The 12,437-nt window shown below is 67.0% G+C and carries 15 protein-coding genes; 4 read left to right on the top strand and 11 right to left on the bottom strand.

Annotated features, from left to right (window positions below):
• Positions 1–208: 208 nt before the first annotated feature.
• From LZ586_RS13250 to xseA, 3 genes are read right to left on the bottom strand one after another with little or no spacing between them, the layout of a single operon-like run.
• The gene (locus LZ586_RS13250) at positions 209–1,051 is read right to left on the bottom strand and encodes a M23 family metallopeptidase (RefSeq protein ID WP_235076754.1); all 843 of its coding nucleotides are present in this window, start codon (positions 1,049–1,051) and stop codon (positions 209–211) included.
• Positions 1,048–1,248, bottom strand: coding sequence for a DUF2093 domain-containing protein (locus LZ586_RS13245; protein ID WP_235076753.1), 201 nt, complete (start codon positions 1,246–1,248; stop codon positions 1,048–1,050). The genes LZ586_RS13250 and LZ586_RS13245 overlap by 4 nt, the downstream gene beginning before the upstream one ends.
• Before the next feature lie 17 nt (positions 1,249–1,265).
• The gene (gene xseA / locus LZ586_RS13240) at positions 1,266–2,645 is read right to left on the bottom strand and encodes an exodeoxyribonuclease VII large subunit (RefSeq protein WP_235076752.1); all 1,380 of its coding nucleotides are present in this window, start codon (positions 2,643–2,645) and stop codon (positions 1,266–1,268) included.
• Between xseA and purD the strand changes: the two genes are divergently transcribed.
• Positions 2,644–3,909: a phosphoribosylamine--glycine ligase gene (purD, locus tag LZ586_RS13235; RefSeq protein WP_235076751.1), complete on the top strand. Its 1,266-nt coding sequence runs from the start codon at positions 2,644–2,646 to the stop codon at positions 3,907–3,909. The two genes, xseA and purD, sit on opposite strands and share 2 nt — an antisense overlap.
• A 44-nt stretch (positions 3,910–3,953) precedes the next feature.
• On the opposite strand, the gene LZ586_RS13230 is transcribed toward purD, so the two are convergent.
• Positions 3,954–5,306 (bottom strand): L,D-transpeptidase family protein, encoded by a 1,353-nt coding sequence (locus tag LZ586_RS13230; protein WP_235076750.1) that lies wholly within the window; start codon positions 5,304–5,306, stop codon positions 3,954–3,956.
• A 9-nt stretch (positions 5,307–5,315) separates the two neighbouring features.
• Positions 5,316–5,900, bottom strand: coding sequence for a DUF4142 domain-containing protein (locus LZ586_RS13225; protein ID WP_235076749.1), 585 nt, complete (start codon positions 5,898–5,900; stop codon positions 5,316–5,318).
• 172 nt (positions 5,901–6,072) lie between these two features.
• On the opposite strand from LZ586_RS13225, the gene LZ586_RS13220 reads away from it, so the two are divergent.
• A complete protein-coding gene (locus LZ586_RS13220; RefSeq protein WP_235076748.1) occupies positions 6,073–6,729 on the top strand; it encodes a hypothetical protein in 657 nt (218 codons plus the stop codon).
• A gap of 27 nt (positions 6,730–6,756) precedes the next feature.
• Here the strand turns inward: LZ586_RS13220 and LZ586_RS13215 are convergent, their stop codons facing one another.
• Positions 6,757–8,055: a hemolysin family protein gene (locus LZ586_RS13215; protein WP_235076747.1), complete on the bottom strand. Its 1,299-nt coding sequence runs from the start codon at positions 8,053–8,055 to the stop codon at positions 6,757–6,759.
• Between the two features lie 155 nt (positions 8,056–8,210).
• Between LZ586_RS13215 and LZ586_RS13210 the strand changes: the two genes are divergently transcribed.
• A complete protein-coding gene (locus LZ586_RS13210; protein ID WP_235076746.1) occupies positions 8,211–8,882 on the top strand; it encodes an OmpA family protein in 672 nt (223 codons plus the stop codon).
• A gap of 10 nt (positions 8,883–8,892) precedes the next feature.
• Here the strand turns inward: LZ586_RS13210 and LZ586_RS13205 are convergent, their stop codons facing one another.
• The 3 genes from LZ586_RS13205 to LZ586_RS13195 are packed head-to-tail and all read right to left on the bottom strand — an operon-like array spanning position 8,893 to position 9,832.
• Positions 8,893–9,321, bottom strand: a complete 429-nt coding sequence (locus tag LZ586_RS13205) for a nucleoside deaminase (RefSeq protein WP_235079812.1) — start codon at positions 9,319–9,321, stop codon at positions 8,893–8,895.
• Between the two features lie 59 nt (positions 9,322–9,380).
• Positions 9,381–9,572: a YqaE/Pmp3 family membrane protein gene (locus LZ586_RS13200; RefSeq protein ID WP_235076745.1), complete on the bottom strand. Its 192-nt coding sequence runs from the start codon at positions 9,570–9,572 to the stop codon at positions 9,381–9,383.
• A complete protein-coding gene (locus LZ586_RS13195; RefSeq protein ID WP_235076744.1) occupies positions 9,569–9,832 on the bottom strand; it encodes a hypothetical protein in 264 nt (87 codons plus the stop codon). The genes LZ586_RS13200 and LZ586_RS13195 overlap by 4 nt, the downstream gene beginning before the upstream one ends.
• A gap of 210 nt (positions 9,833–10,042) precedes the next feature.
• On the opposite strand from LZ586_RS13195, the gene rpmB reads away from it, so the two are divergent.
• The gene (gene rpmB / locus LZ586_RS13190; protein WP_235076743.1) at positions 10,043–10,345 is read left to right on the top strand and encodes a 50S ribosomal protein L28; all 303 of its coding nucleotides are present in this window, start codon (positions 10,043–10,045) and stop codon (positions 10,343–10,345) included.
• Between the two features lie 126 nt (positions 10,346–10,471).
• Here the strand turns inward: rpmB and LZ586_RS13185 are convergent, their stop codons facing one another.
• On the bottom strand, positions 10,472–11,443 hold the full coding sequence (locus LZ586_RS13185) for an esterase-like activity of phytase family protein (RefSeq protein WP_235076742.1): 972 nt from the start codon (positions 11,441–11,443) through the stop codon (positions 10,472–10,474).
• A gap of 242 nt (positions 11,444–11,685) precedes the next feature.
• On the bottom strand, positions 11,686–12,408 hold the full coding sequence (phbB, locus tag LZ586_RS13180) for an acetoacetyl-CoA reductase (protein ID WP_235076741.1): 723 nt from the start codon (positions 12,406–12,408) through the stop codon (positions 11,686–11,688).
• Positions 12,409–12,437: the final 29 nt, after the last annotated feature.

The following is a 12,437-nucleotide window of genomic DNA, read 5'->3' as shown; positions in this document are numbered from 1 at the left end:
CCCGCTTCGCACGCCGCACCTTTAGGCAGCGTCCGCAAAGCATTGGGAACCGGATGAAGCGATGTATCGGCGCTGTAAAGCACCCTTGTGTCTATACGACCTATAACACTCGCACTCTGTATCCCAAACGCCACAGTTTGAGCAGCTTTGCTGCGCCGAACCGAGTGCAGCGCTTACCAATCATACAACGCGGCGAGAGGGTGCCCGGTTATTGGGCAGGCATCGACCCCGCCACCAGCAGCGGATCGATGCGGGCATCGTGCCATCGCAAGCCCCAATGAAGATGAGGCCCGGTCGCGCGGCCGGATCGCCCCACGGCGCCGATCGGCTGGCCGCGGCGCACCTGGTCGCCCGGCTTCACGTCGATCCGCGACAAATGGAGGAGGGCGCTGTTGAGACCCATGCCGTGGTCGATCATCAGCAAATGGCCTTCCAGCGTGAAGGGCTGGTCGGCGGCCAGGATCACCACGCCGTCGGCGGGGGCGAGAACCGGCGTGCCGGTCGCGCGGGCGATGTCGATGCCCGAGTGAAAGGCACCCGGCTCACCCGCATAGATGCGCTGCGACCCGAACAGGGTGGAGATGCGGCCGGTGGTGGGCCACGAAAAGGGCTGACGCCAGCCCTGCGCATTGGTCTGGAGCGCGCGAGCTGCCTGGATACGCGCGAGCTCGGAAGGGCGAACGCGCTCGAATTCGGGCTGGGGAACGGGGTATTTCGGCAGCCGGTCCAACCGCGACAGGTTCCAGGCGCGTGGCGCGACCTGCAGTTGCTCCCTGATCTCTCGGCCGTCACCGAGCCGGGCGGAAAGGACCGCGACAGGACCGGCATCCCGGTCGAACGCGACCAGGAACCGGCGATCCTCGGCGAACGCGACAGGCGTGCCGTCGAGTGTCAGTTGCACGGTACCGGGGGGCGCGGTGCCGATCGCCAGCGCGCCCTGGGTAAGCGGCAGCGACAGACCGAAAGCGCTGGGCGCGCGGGCGCTGGCGACCACGGAAGGCAGCGCAGGCGCGAGAACGAGGGCGGAAAGCGCCGCGAGGCGAAGGATCATCCCTGGGCCAGCGCCTTGGCCGCGTGCTGCGCGTCGGCATAGGCCTGCTGGTGCTCGACGCTCCAGTAGCGGAGCTCGTCGAGCGGGATCCGCTCGCCGCTCACTGCGCACGGGACATGGTCCCCGGGGGACAGCACGCGGAAGCTGTTGGCGAGATAATGGAGGCGCGCGGCGCGCGAAGCATTGGACATCAGCATGCGGGGCTCCGTTCGATCTACAGCAGACTTGGCTGCTCGGGCTTGGGCGCGGTGTAGGATTTGCCGCCGCTGCGCTCAACCCGCGCCTCGACCGGACCATCCTGGAAGTGGAGCGTCACGGCCTGTGCCGCGCGGGCACCTTCGGCGGTGCCGATCACCTTGCCGCTGCCGCGCGCTTCCACCCAGGCATAGCCTTTTTCCAGCGGCCGGTTGGGATGGACGAGCGCGAGGTGGCGGGCAATGCCGGTCAGGCGCTCGCTCGCTGCGCGCAGGCGCTGGTCGAGCATCGCCGGGCGAAGCGCTCCCGCCGAACGATCGAGCTGCGAGCGTGCCACGGTGACGCGGCGCTCGAGCGCGCGGTCCAGGCGCGCGCCGAGATCGTCCATGCGCTGGCGCTGGGGCCCCAGCAACGCGTCCCGCCGCGGCAGCACCCGCACCAATGCCGCAAGGCGTTCGGCAGCGCGCTCGTGATAGCGGCGGACGCATCGGTCCGTACGATGCGCGAGGGTGGCGACAGTGTGCCGGACGTCGGCGAGCACCGGCACCGCCATTTCGGCCGCCGCGGTCGGCGTGGGCGCGCGCAGATCGGCGGCGAAATCGCAAAGGCTCGTGTCGGTTTCATGCCCGACCGCCGAAATGACGGGGATCGTGCAGTCCGCGACCGCGCGCACCACCACTTCCTCGTTAAACGCCCACAGGTCCTCGATCGAGCCGCCGCCACGCGCGACGATCAGCAGGTCGGGGCGACGCACCGGTCCATCGGCGGGCATCGCGTCGAAGCCGCGGACGGCGCGTGCGACTTCCGCGGCGGCGCCCTCGCCCTGTACCTTCACCGGCCAGACCAGCACATGACTGGGGAAGCGATCGGCGAGGCGGTGGAGGATGTCGCGGATCACCGCGCCAGTGGGGGATGTCACCACGCCAATGGTACGTGGCATGTAGGGTAGCGGCTTCTTGGTCTTGGCGTCGAACAGCCCCTCGCCGGCCAGCTTGGCCTTGAGCTTTTCGAACAGCGCCATCAGCGCGCCCTCGCCGGCGAGCTCCATGCGCTCGATCACGACCTGATATTTGGAGCGGCCCGGATAGGTGGTGAGCTTGCCGGTCGCGACCACCTCCAGCCCGTCCTGTGCGGCGAACGGGATGGTGGCGACGGCGCCGCGCCACATCACCCCGTCGATCACCGCGTCGGCGTCCTTCAGGCAAAGATAGGCGTGGCCCGAGGCGGCACGCTTCCACCCCGAAATCTCGCCGCGCAGGCGGACATGGCCGAACTCTCCCTCGACCACGCGCTTGAGCCGCTGCGAGAGTTCGGACACGCTCATGGCGGGCGCGTTGTCCCCGGCGACCGGCTCGGCTACGAGCCGCCCGAACGAAGTATCAACAAAGGGGTCGGGCATGAACGTCCTGCTATTGGGATCGGGGGGCCGCGAACATGCGCTCGCTTGGAAGCTGGCACAGTCGCCGCTCCTGGAGAAGCTATACGCCGCGCCGGGCAATCCGGGAATAGCGCAGCACGCATCGCTGGCCGATGTCGCGGTCGGCGATCAGCGCGCGGTGATCGATTTCTGCCTGCGCAACTCGATCGGCTTCGTGGTGATCGGGCCGGAAGCGCCGCTGGTCGACGGGCTGGCCGACAATCTGCGCACCATGGGCATCGGCGTGTTCGGGCCGAGCCGGGCGGCCGCGCAGCTGGAAGGGTCGAAGGGCTTCACCAAGGATCTGTGCAAGCGCGAGAAGATCCCGACCGCGGGCTATGTGCGGGTGCAGTCGCGCGATGGGGCGCTCGCCAGCCTGGAGGATTTCCCGCTGCCGGTGGTGATCAAGGCCGATGGCCTGGCAGCCGGCAAGGGCGTGACCGTGGCGTTCAGTCGCGACGAAGCAGAGGACGCGGTGCGCGGCATCTTTGCGGTGCCCGGCGGCAGCGCGGTGATCGAAGAGTTCCTGGAGGGCGAAGAGGCGAGCCTGTTCGTGCTGACCGACGGCACGCACCTGATGCCGTTCGGATCGGCGCAGGACCACAAGCGCGTCGGCGACGGCGACACCGGGCCCAATACCGGCGGCATGGGCGCATATAGCCCTGCCCCGGTGCTGACGCCGGCGCTGGAGCAACAGGCGATCGACGAGATCGTGCGGCCCACGGTGGAGGCGCTGGCGCGGATGGGATCGCCTTATTGCGGCGTGCTCTATGCCGGCCTGATGCTGACGAAGCAGGGCCCCAAGTTGATCGAGTACAATGTCCGCTTCGGCGACCCCGAGTGCCAGGTGCTGATGATGAGGCTGGAGGATGATCTGCTCGGCCTGATGATCGCCGCAGCCAAGGGTGAGCTGGGCAGCCGCCCTGCCCCGCGCTTCGCCGACGCCACGGCGCTCACCGTGGTGATGGCGGCGAACGGCTATCCAGGCACGGCGGAGGCCGGTGGTGCCATCAACGGCATCGCCGAGGCCGAGGCGACGGGCGCGCGGGTCTTCCAGGCGGGTACGCGGATGGAAGGCGGCCAGCTGGTGGCGAGCGGCGGACGCGTGCTCAACGTGACTGCGACCGGCGCCAGCGTCGGCGAAGCCCAGGCCGCGGCGTATCGCGCAGTGGACGCACTGGATTTCCCGACCGGCTTCTGCCGCCGCGACATCGGCTGGCGCGAAGTGGCGCGCAAAAAGGCCTAGGGTGTGAGCAGTTCCTCCCTCGCGGCGGCGAGGGAGGAACTCGATCAGCGGCTGGCGAGCTGTACGCCGTCGCGGTTGTAGACGTCCTCGCGCAGGACCAGGCGGCCACCCTCGACCCCGGTGGTCAGGTAGGTGATGTAGACCGGCACCGGTTCGGGCAAGTCGACGCGGCGCTCGGGCTTGCCGGTCCCCATGGGAACCGGCTTGCCGAACAGCCAGCGCGCCAGGCGGGGCGCGTCTTCCAGGCGGACGCAGCCGGCGCTGAACATCCGGGTCTCTTCCTTCAGCAGCGTCTTTTGCGGCGTGTCGTGCAGGTAGATGCCAAGCTTGTTCGGAAACATGAACTTCACTCGGCCCATCGCATTGCTCGGCCCCGGCAGCTGGCGCACGCGCAGCTGGACGGCGCTGCTGGCCGCGGCGTTCCAGTCGACCTGGTCTGCAGGCACGACCTTGGCATCGTCCGACCAGTCGGACAGCACCTGATAGCCCTTGGTCTTCAGGTAGGGCGCACCCTCCTGCAGGACGTTGGGAGCGATCCGCTCGGCCACCAGGTCTGGCGGCACGTTCCAATACGGGTTGACGCTTGCATAGCGGATCAGTGCCGCCATCATCGGCGTCTGCTGGTCCGGGCGGCCGACCACCACCTTCATGGAGCCGGCGACGCGGCCATCCTCATACATCCACAAGCGTGCTGCCGCGGCGTCAACGAGAACGTAACGCCGTCCCATATCCGTAGGGAGCGCGCGGGCGCGGTCGAGGTTGAGCCGGACCAGACGCAGATCGGCCTCGGGCGAGTCGCCGCTATACTCGGCCGCGGCGGCGTTGCGCAGACGCGCATAGACCGGGTTCATCCACCCGATCGTTTCGAGGTGCTGGCGCAGCGAAGGCGCGAGCACGGCCTGGTTCAGCAGCGCGTCGGCTTCCATCCGGCGGGCCGCAAGCTCGGCGTCGTTGTAGAGCATGCCGACCTCGCGCGGCCGCTGCATGTCGCGGGCCAGCGCCACGAAAGCGCGCGACAACAGCATCTCGGCCTTGGCCAGGTCACGCGGCGATCCATCGAGCGCGCGGTCGAGCGCCTTGGCGAGCGTATTGGGGCGATAGTTGTCGGGGTTCAGTCCGTCGAGTTCGGCGGTCTCGATCAGCGTCAGCAGCGTCGCGGCCTCGGGGCCGATCATGCCGTCGCGGATCCACAACGGCTCGAAGGCGCGGCTGCGGTAAAAGGCGCGGATCTCGCGCGAGGACGCGTCGGCACCTTCGATCGCGTCGATCAGCGCGGGCGAGGTCTGTGCCGCCGCCGGGCTTGGCGACAGCGGCAGCGCGGCGGCGAGCATCAGCGCCAGCAAAGGTGCGCGCACCCGGCCGACGGGCCGAGCGCGCGCAAAGGTCAAGTTGGTCATGCGTGACTCTTAACGGCCCCGCTCACCGGTGCCAGCCGGTGCCGGCATCGGCGCGGGAGCCGGCGCGTATTCGGGCAGGGTATAGGCCTGGTCGAGATGGCTCTGGATGATCGGCACGGTGCGCGACGCGGCCATGCGGAACGGCTCCATGTCACCTTGAGCCGCGTAATTCTGGTGGAGCATCAGCGCCTGCTGGTGCGCAGCAATCTGCTCACGCTTGTAGGCGGCGTCGAAGTCCATCGGGCCGGCTGCCTGGAGACGCGCCATGGCGTCCATCTGCGGCGGCAGCATCTGCGGCGGGGGCGGGTTCATGCCGGTCTGACGCGCGACCGCCATCAGGTCGGCGGTGGTGCGGGTGTGATGGTCGATCATCATCTGCGCGAACTGGCGCACCTGCGGGTTGCGCGAGCGCTGCAGCGCGAGACGGCTCGATTCGATTTCGAACATGTCGCTACTCGCGGCCATGGCCATATAGCCCGGTGCGCTCAGCGGGGACATCGGATCGGCCGAAGCCATCGGCGCGTCTGCTTCGGTGGTGGACGAACACCCGGCGAGCAACATTGCGGCTCCCGCCGCAGCCAAAAGGGCCTTCATACAAATCTCCCTAGCAACCCGCCCCGCGGACTGAGTACGCGCTCGGGTGACGGTAGTTCCGCCCCGGCAGGACTAGTGCCGCGCATGCTCGAGAATGGAGCGGTAGACGGGCTCTTTTCGGACGTTATGAAGTTGTGACGCTACGGAATTTCTTGAACCCTGGAGAGTGCGCGTGAACGATCAAATGGGCTCGCCGACCCCGGCTTCGATCCTGAACGCCGGCGAAGACTGGCTTACGCTGCCGTTCGTGCTGATCGCGCTGGGCGTCGTGGCGGCACTGCTGATCCTGTGGTGGGGCGCGCGGCTGGCGACGCGACGCCGGCAGGGCCGCCAGGAACTGGAGGAGCGCGGCGAGGTGCATTACGCCGGCACTGCCGCGCCTGCCGCAGATCCTGTGGTAAGCGCGCAGCCGGCAGTTGCCCCTTCCCCTCCACCGATCGCGGACGCCGAGTTGCCGGCCAGCCCTCCGGCCGCTGATGCGGTGCATGATCCTGCGCCTTTTGCCGATGAGGCGATCGCCGCGGCGGGACCGATGGATGCCTCGCCCGCCAGCGTGGCCGCATCCGCGCCTGCGCCGACGGCGGATGAACAGGCGGACGATTTCACACGGATGAAGGGTGTCGGCCCCAAATTGGCCGACCGGTTGAACAGCCTCGGCATCACGCGATTCGCCCAGCTGGCGGCATTGAGCCCGCAGGATGCGGCAACGCTGGACGGGCAACTGGGCAGTTTCCAGGGGCGGCTGCAACGCGACCGGTGGATCGAGCAGGCCAGGCTTTTGGCTGACGGCGACACTGCCGGTTACGAGGCGCAGTTCGGACGCCTCTGAGATTAACCAGCCGGGAGCATTCGGGCCTCAGCCCTGCTGGCGCACCAGCAGCTTGTCGATCTTGCGCCCATCCATGTCGACGATTTCGAAGATCCAGCCCTGCTCGACGAAGCTCTCGCCTTCGTTCGGGAGGTGCTTGAGGACGGCCAGGGCCAGGCCGGCGACCGTCGCATAGTCGCGGTCCTCGGGGAGTTCGAGGCCGATCCGGTCGGCGAGCGCATCCGCGGGCATCTGACCCGACACCAGGTACGAACCGTCCTCGCGCACGATCAGGTTCGGATTTTCACCCGGCTCGGCGTCGGACGCGAACTCGCCGGCGATGGCGGCGAGCAGGTTGGCGGGAGTGACGATTCCCTCGAAATGCCCATATTCGTCATGCACCAGACCCATCGGAACTTCGGCACGGCGCAGCGCGCCGAGAGCGTCCATCGCATCGACCTGGTCGGGCAGCACCGGCGCCGGTCGCATCAGTCGACGCAAGTCCAGCTCCTCGCCGCGAAACAGTGCGGCGGCGATGTCGCGGGCCTGGACTACGCCGATCACCGAATCGATCGAGCCTTCCGCTACGGGCAGGCGGGTGTGGGGCGTCTGGAGCAGCGCCTCGCGGATGCCCGCAGCGTCAAGAGCAACGTCAAGCCAGTCGACATCGGTGCGCGGAGTCATCACCTCGCGGACCGGGCGGTCGGCCAGGCGCACGACGCCCGAGATGATGGAACGCTCATGCTCCTCGATCACGCCCGACTTGGAGGCTTCGGCGACGAGCAGGTGAAGCTCCTCGGCGGTGACCCGGTTTTCCGATTCGCGATTGAGGCCGATGATGCGGAAGACGAGCGCGCTCGATCGATCCAGCAGCCAGACCACCGGCGCGGTGATGCGGCTCAGCCAGAGCATCGGCAGCGCCATGAACGCGGCAATGGGCTCAGGCGATCGGAGCGCGAACTGCTTGGGAACCAGCTCTCCGACGATCAGCGACGCATAAGTGGTGACGGCGATCACCAAAGCGATGCCGGCAGTCTGCGCCGTCTCCGCCTCCAGGCCGAACAGCCCCTGGAGCCGCTGCGCTACCGGCGTGCCCAGGCTGGAACCGGAATATGCGCCCGCGACGATCCCGATCAGGGTGATCCCGATCTGAACGGTGGAGAGGAACTTGCCCGGGTCCGAAGCGAGCCGGATTGCCGTCGCCGCCCCTCGGCTGGTGCGCGCCATGCCCTCCAGGCGAGCCGGGCGAGCGGAAACGATCGCCAGCTCCGACATCGAAAAGAGGCCGTTCACGGCGATCAGCACGAGGATGATCGCGACGTCGATCCAGGGAAAGGGAGCGTTCATGGTGAGGTTCGTCCCATACAGGCAGAGACGCACGGTTCACAACCGCTAGTGCGCACACGCTGGTTGCGCAGCTGGAACAAGCCCGTGGCCAGGCTGGTTCAGCGAGCAGCAAGGCACTCGGAGCGAGCGGAACGCCCGAGAAAAGGAGGAAACACATGGTACGCAAGGCTTGGCTGATCGCAGGACTCGCAGCGTCGACGCTGACGGCGGGATGCGTCACCGATCCGGTGACGGGTGAGCGGCGGGTTGCGCGCTCCGCCATCGGCGGCGGCGTGGGCGCGATAGGCGGGTATCTCCTCGGAGATCTCGTCGGCGGGCGGCGCGATCGAACGGAGAAGATCCTGGGCGCCGGCATCGGTGCGCTCGCCGGAGCGGGGATCGGCGCCTATATGGATCGTCAGGAGCAGGAGTTGCGGCGCCGCACCGCCGGGACGGACGTCCAGGTGATTCGCCAGGGCAACGACCTGGTTCTGAACATGCCGTCGGGAATCACCTTCGCCACGAACCAGGCGGCAATACAGCCGCAGTTCCGTTCGACGCTGGATCAGGTTGCCGACGTGCTGCGGGAATACCGTCAGACCTATGTCGACGTGTACGGGCACACCGATTCCACTGGCAGCGACGCCTACAATCTCGACCTTTCCGAACGGCGCGCAACTGCCGTGGCAGACTATCTGTCGGGGCACGGCGTCGAAACGGCTCGCCTCGCGACGCGGGGATTCGGCGAGTCTCAGCCGATCGCGGACAATGCGACCGAGGATGGCAAGGCCGCCAATCGTCGCGTCGAGATCAAGCTGGTGCCGGTTACGCAGGGAGATCTGGGGTAACGGGCAAACCTTAGCGGCGGGCCTGAAAGAAGGTTTTCAGCAGCCCGCCTGCTTCGGCTTCGCCAATACCGGCGTAGAGTTCGGGACGGTGGTGGCAGGTCGGCTGGGAGAAGAACCGTGGCCCGTGCTCGACCGCCCCACCCTTCGGGTCGCTCGCGCCCCAGTACAAGCGCGCAATACGAGCGTGGGCAATGGCCCCAGCGCACATCGCGCAAGGCTCGAGCGTCACCCACAAGTCGCAATCTTCCAGGCGGTCGCGGCCGAGGAGGCGCGATGCTTCGCGAATCGCGAGTATTTCGGCATGGGCCGTAGGGTCGCGGAGCGTGCGGGGAGCGTTCGCAGCTACGGCGAGGATCTCGCCCGCCCGCACGATTGCCGCGCCGACCGGCACTTCCTGCGCTGCGGCCGCATCCGCGGCAGCCTGGAGGGCGGCACGCATCGGTTCGGGCAAGGGGAACATGGCGAGGGCCTATCGCGGATAGGCCCTCGCGTCACGTTTCAGGCGCTGGCGGGCTGAACCCTGTCGTTCCGCGCCACTGTCCAGAGCGCGAACGCGACCCCTGGAAGATAGCCGAGCAGCGTCAGGCCGCACGCCACCGCGAAGTCGCGCCCCCCGCCGCGGACAAGATACACGCCCAGCGGCGGCAACAGCGCCGCAGCCGCAATCTGGCCCGGAGACGTGCGCCTCATCGCGCCGGGGCGGGAGTCGGCGTTGCGGAAGACCCCGGCGCCTTCTGCACTTCGATGGTCGGCAGGGTGACGGTGGTGTCGCGCATCTCCACGGTCGGCATCTCGACTGTCTTGTTGGTGTTGCCAACGCTGACCTTGCCAGTCTCGGCCGACACGGTGGGCAGGCGACCGCCATAGGCATCCAGGCTGATCATACCGGTAGCCAGAAGGCCGACGACGACAAGGGCGGCGAGCCCAAGCAGGACAAGGATCAGGCGCATGGTTCAGGCTCCCTATCGAAACGATTGCGAAACCAACGCGTCATCGCGCCTGCGGTTGCCTGCAAGGCTTCGCACCCTTAATTTGACGCTGAGCGAGCACGCTAACGGCTCGCAAGGCCGCCGCAGGACGGCGAATCGGTTGACGCGGATTCGCTTTGCCGGTACTGGCGCCACCTTTCCGGCTTAGGCCGCAACTCAGGATCTGAAGCGATGTCGCGCATTTGCGAGCTGACCGGCAAGGGCCGGCAGGTGGGACACAACGTCTCCCACGCCAACAACAAGACCAAGCGTACCTTCCTGCCCAACCTGCAGAACGTGACGCTGCTCTCGGACGCACTGGGCCGCAGCATCCGCCTGCGCGTGTCGACGCACGGCCTGCGTTCGGTTGAGCATAATGGTGGCCTGGACAATTGGCTGCTCAAGACCAGCGACGACGATCTGTCGCTGCGCGCGCGTCGCCTGAAGCGCGAAGTGCGCAAGGCAGCAACTGGCGCCGTGGAAGCCGCCGCCTGATCGGCAGGGACGCCCCTGCGGCGTCCTGCTTTCCATCCTGGATCTTGCGCCCCTGCATTGCGGGGGCGTAGGTGTTTACGCCACCCTGGGCTCTCACAAGGAGCGCGGGGTGTTTTGTGTTGATGGCTAGTCAGCCAGTCTCAGCCTGAACTTGAGCAGGAGCGACTGCTCCCACACCTCGTTATTGTCGTCCGACGCGATCCAGACGATCGTGTCCCTGCCCTCACGAACGACGGCGAGCGCTTCGTAATTGTCGTGAAGCAAAGGCGGGGCGAGCGTCGCAAGTTGGCGCCCGCGCAGAACTTGGTTCGGCTGCAGGCCGCGTGGGTCGATCAGCGTCAGCTTGGCAGTGAACAGGTCGGGGATAGAGAAGCGCCGGTTCAGCACTAGGACGCGGCCATCGGGCAGCTGGGCCATGTCCACCGGATCATAGTCTGCAGGCGGCACGTAGAGAAACGGCGCAGGCTTCTGCCTGGGATCGGTCGGATCGCCGGGGAAGTGCAGCCCCAGCCGAGCAGGGGACTTGGCGTCGCCCCTGGGGCGCCCGTCTTCGCTGAGGACCAGGAAGCTGCTGTCCCGCAGCCGCAACATCGCCTCAGGCCCGCCGCCGCTCGGCCATCGGCGCATCGCTGCGGGCGCCGCATGCGCTTCCGGCCGGCTCAGTGCCCGGTCAAAGCGCCAGATAGCATTCGCCCATTCGAAGCCGACCCATGTCTGGCCGCTTACCGGATCGATCGTGATCGATTCGGCATCGCGCTCATATTTTGCCCAGCCGGTCTCAGGCCCCCCTGGCAGGTCGCCGAACGCCACGTCGCGCGGCTGCCAGTCGGCGCCCATGCGGAAGCGGACGACGTTGCCGTAGTCGCTGAGCAAGGTGAAGCGATCTCCCTCGACCAGCATGGCGGAGAACCCGCCAAAAGCACGATCCTCGCTGGTCAGCCGGACACCGCCGAGCCAAGTGAGCGCTCCGACCTGAGTCAAGCCGGCGTTTTCGGGGTCAAGCACAACGCGATGCGCGGCCATGTTCGGGCGATTGCCTAGCACCCGGCGGATCGTCGCAGTGGAACTCGTCTGAGTAAGCAGAAGGCTAACAGCCACAAGCGGGAGAACGCGACGCATCGATCGCTTTCATAGCCGGTTACGTCCGATCGGCCATCCCTGGAACATGAACCGCGCACAACGAGACGTTCAGGCTTGGGTCAATGCAACTTATGTAAGTTTCGTGCATTGTAGTGTCGTACAGTTTCCCTCGCGTAGCGTATCGAGGGGTCGGGAGCCGGTTCCACGGAACCGGCTCCTTTTTCATTTTTTGAGCCGGCAGCGCTCGGCCACCGATGTCCTTAGTACATGTGCTGGCCACCGTTGATCGACAGGGTCGAGCCTGTGACGAAGCCTGCTTCGTCGGAGCATAGGAACGCAACGCCCCGGGCGATCTCGCTCGCCTGACCGAGCCGGCCGACGGGGATCTTGGCGACGATTTTCTCCAGCACATCCGCGGGCACGGCCGCCACCATGTCGGTGTCGATATACCCAGGAGCGATGGCGTTCACGGTGACGCCCACACGCGCGCCCTCTTGTGCGAGCGCCTTGGTGAAGCCGTGAATGCCCGACTTCGCGGCGGCGTAATTGACCTGCCCGTATTGTCCGGCCTGGCCGTTGATCGAGCCAATATTGACGATCCGCCCCCATTTGCGGGTTCGCATGCCCGGGAACACCGCATGGGCCATGTTGAAGCAACCGCCCAAATTGATACGGATCACGTCTTCCCACATGTCGCGCGACATCTTGAGGATGGTTCCGTCACGCGTCACGCCGGCATTGTTGACGACGATGTCCACCGGACCCAGCTCGGTCTCGACCTGAGCGACCCCCGCGGCGCAGGCGTCGAAGTCACCCACGTCCCACTGAAAGGCCTGAATGCCGGTCCGTTCGGTAAAGGCATGCGCTCTCTCGACGTTGCCGGCGTAATTCGCCGCGACGGTGATGCCCAGATCCTTCAGCGCCAGGCTGATCGCTTCGCCGATACCACGCGTGCCGCCGGTTACGATCGCTACCCGTGCCATAAACCCTCTCCTCCCGATTTTCTTTGACG

This window comes from Sphingomonas sp. S2-65 (assembly GCF_021513175.1).
GTDB lineage: Bacteria > Pseudomonadota > Alphaproteobacteria > Sphingomonadales > Sphingomonadaceae > Sphingomonas.
This window is presented reverse-complemented; position numbering and strand designations above follow the sequence as displayed.

Bases quoted from the DNA above. Each gene is read 5' to 3' on its own strand.
- LZ586_RS13230 (WP_235076750.1), bottom strand. From the start codon at position 5,306: ATGACCAACTTGACCTTTGCGCGCGCTCGGCCCGTCGGCCGGGTGCGC.
- LZ586_RS13205 (WP_235079812.1), bottom strand. From the start codon at position 9,321: ATGCGTGCCGCCCTCCAGGCTGCCGCGGATGCGGCCGCAGCGCAGGAA.
- LZ586_RS13200 (WP_235076745.1), bottom strand. From the start codon at position 9,572: ATGAGGCGCACGTCTCCGGGCCAGATTGCGGCTGCGGCGCTGTTGCCG.
- xseA (WP_235076752.1), bottom strand. From the start codon at position 2,645: ATGCCCGACCCCTTTGTTGATACTTCGTTCGGGCGGCTCGTAGCCGAG.
- LZ586_RS13195 (WP_235076744.1), bottom strand. From the start codon at position 9,832: ATGCGCCTGATCCTTGTCCTGCTTGGGCTCGCCGCCCTTGTCGTCGTC.
- LZ586_RS13250 (WP_235076754.1), bottom strand. From the start codon at position 1,051: ATGATCCTTCGCCTCGCGGCGCTTTCCGCCCTCGTTCTCGCGCCTGCG.
- phbB (WP_235076741.1), bottom strand. From the start codon at position 12,408: ATGGCACGGGTAGCGATCGTAACCGGCGGCACGCGTGGTATCGGCGAA.
- LZ586_RS13225 (WP_235076749.1), bottom strand. From the start codon at position 5,900: ATGAAGGCCCTTTTGGCTGCGGCGGGAGCCGCAATGTTGCTCGCCGGG.
- purD (WP_235076751.1), top strand. From the start codon at position 2,644: ATGAACGTCCTGCTATTGGGATCGGGGGGCCGCGAACATGCGCTCGCT.
- rpmB (WP_235076743.1), top strand. From the start codon at position 10,043: ATGTCGCGCATTTGCGAGCTGACCGGCAAGGGCCGGCAGGTGGGACAC.
- LZ586_RS13210 (WP_235076746.1), top strand. From the start codon at position 8,211: ATGGTACGCAAGGCTTGGCTGATCGCAGGACTCGCAGCGTCGACGCTG.
- LZ586_RS13245 (WP_235076753.1), bottom strand. From the start codon at position 1,248: ATGCTGATGTCCAATGCTTCGCGCGCCGCGCGCCTCCATTATCTCGCC.
- LZ586_RS13215 (WP_235076747.1), bottom strand. From the start codon at position 8,055: ATGAACGCTCCCTTTCCCTGGATCGACGTCGCGATCATCCTCGTGCTG.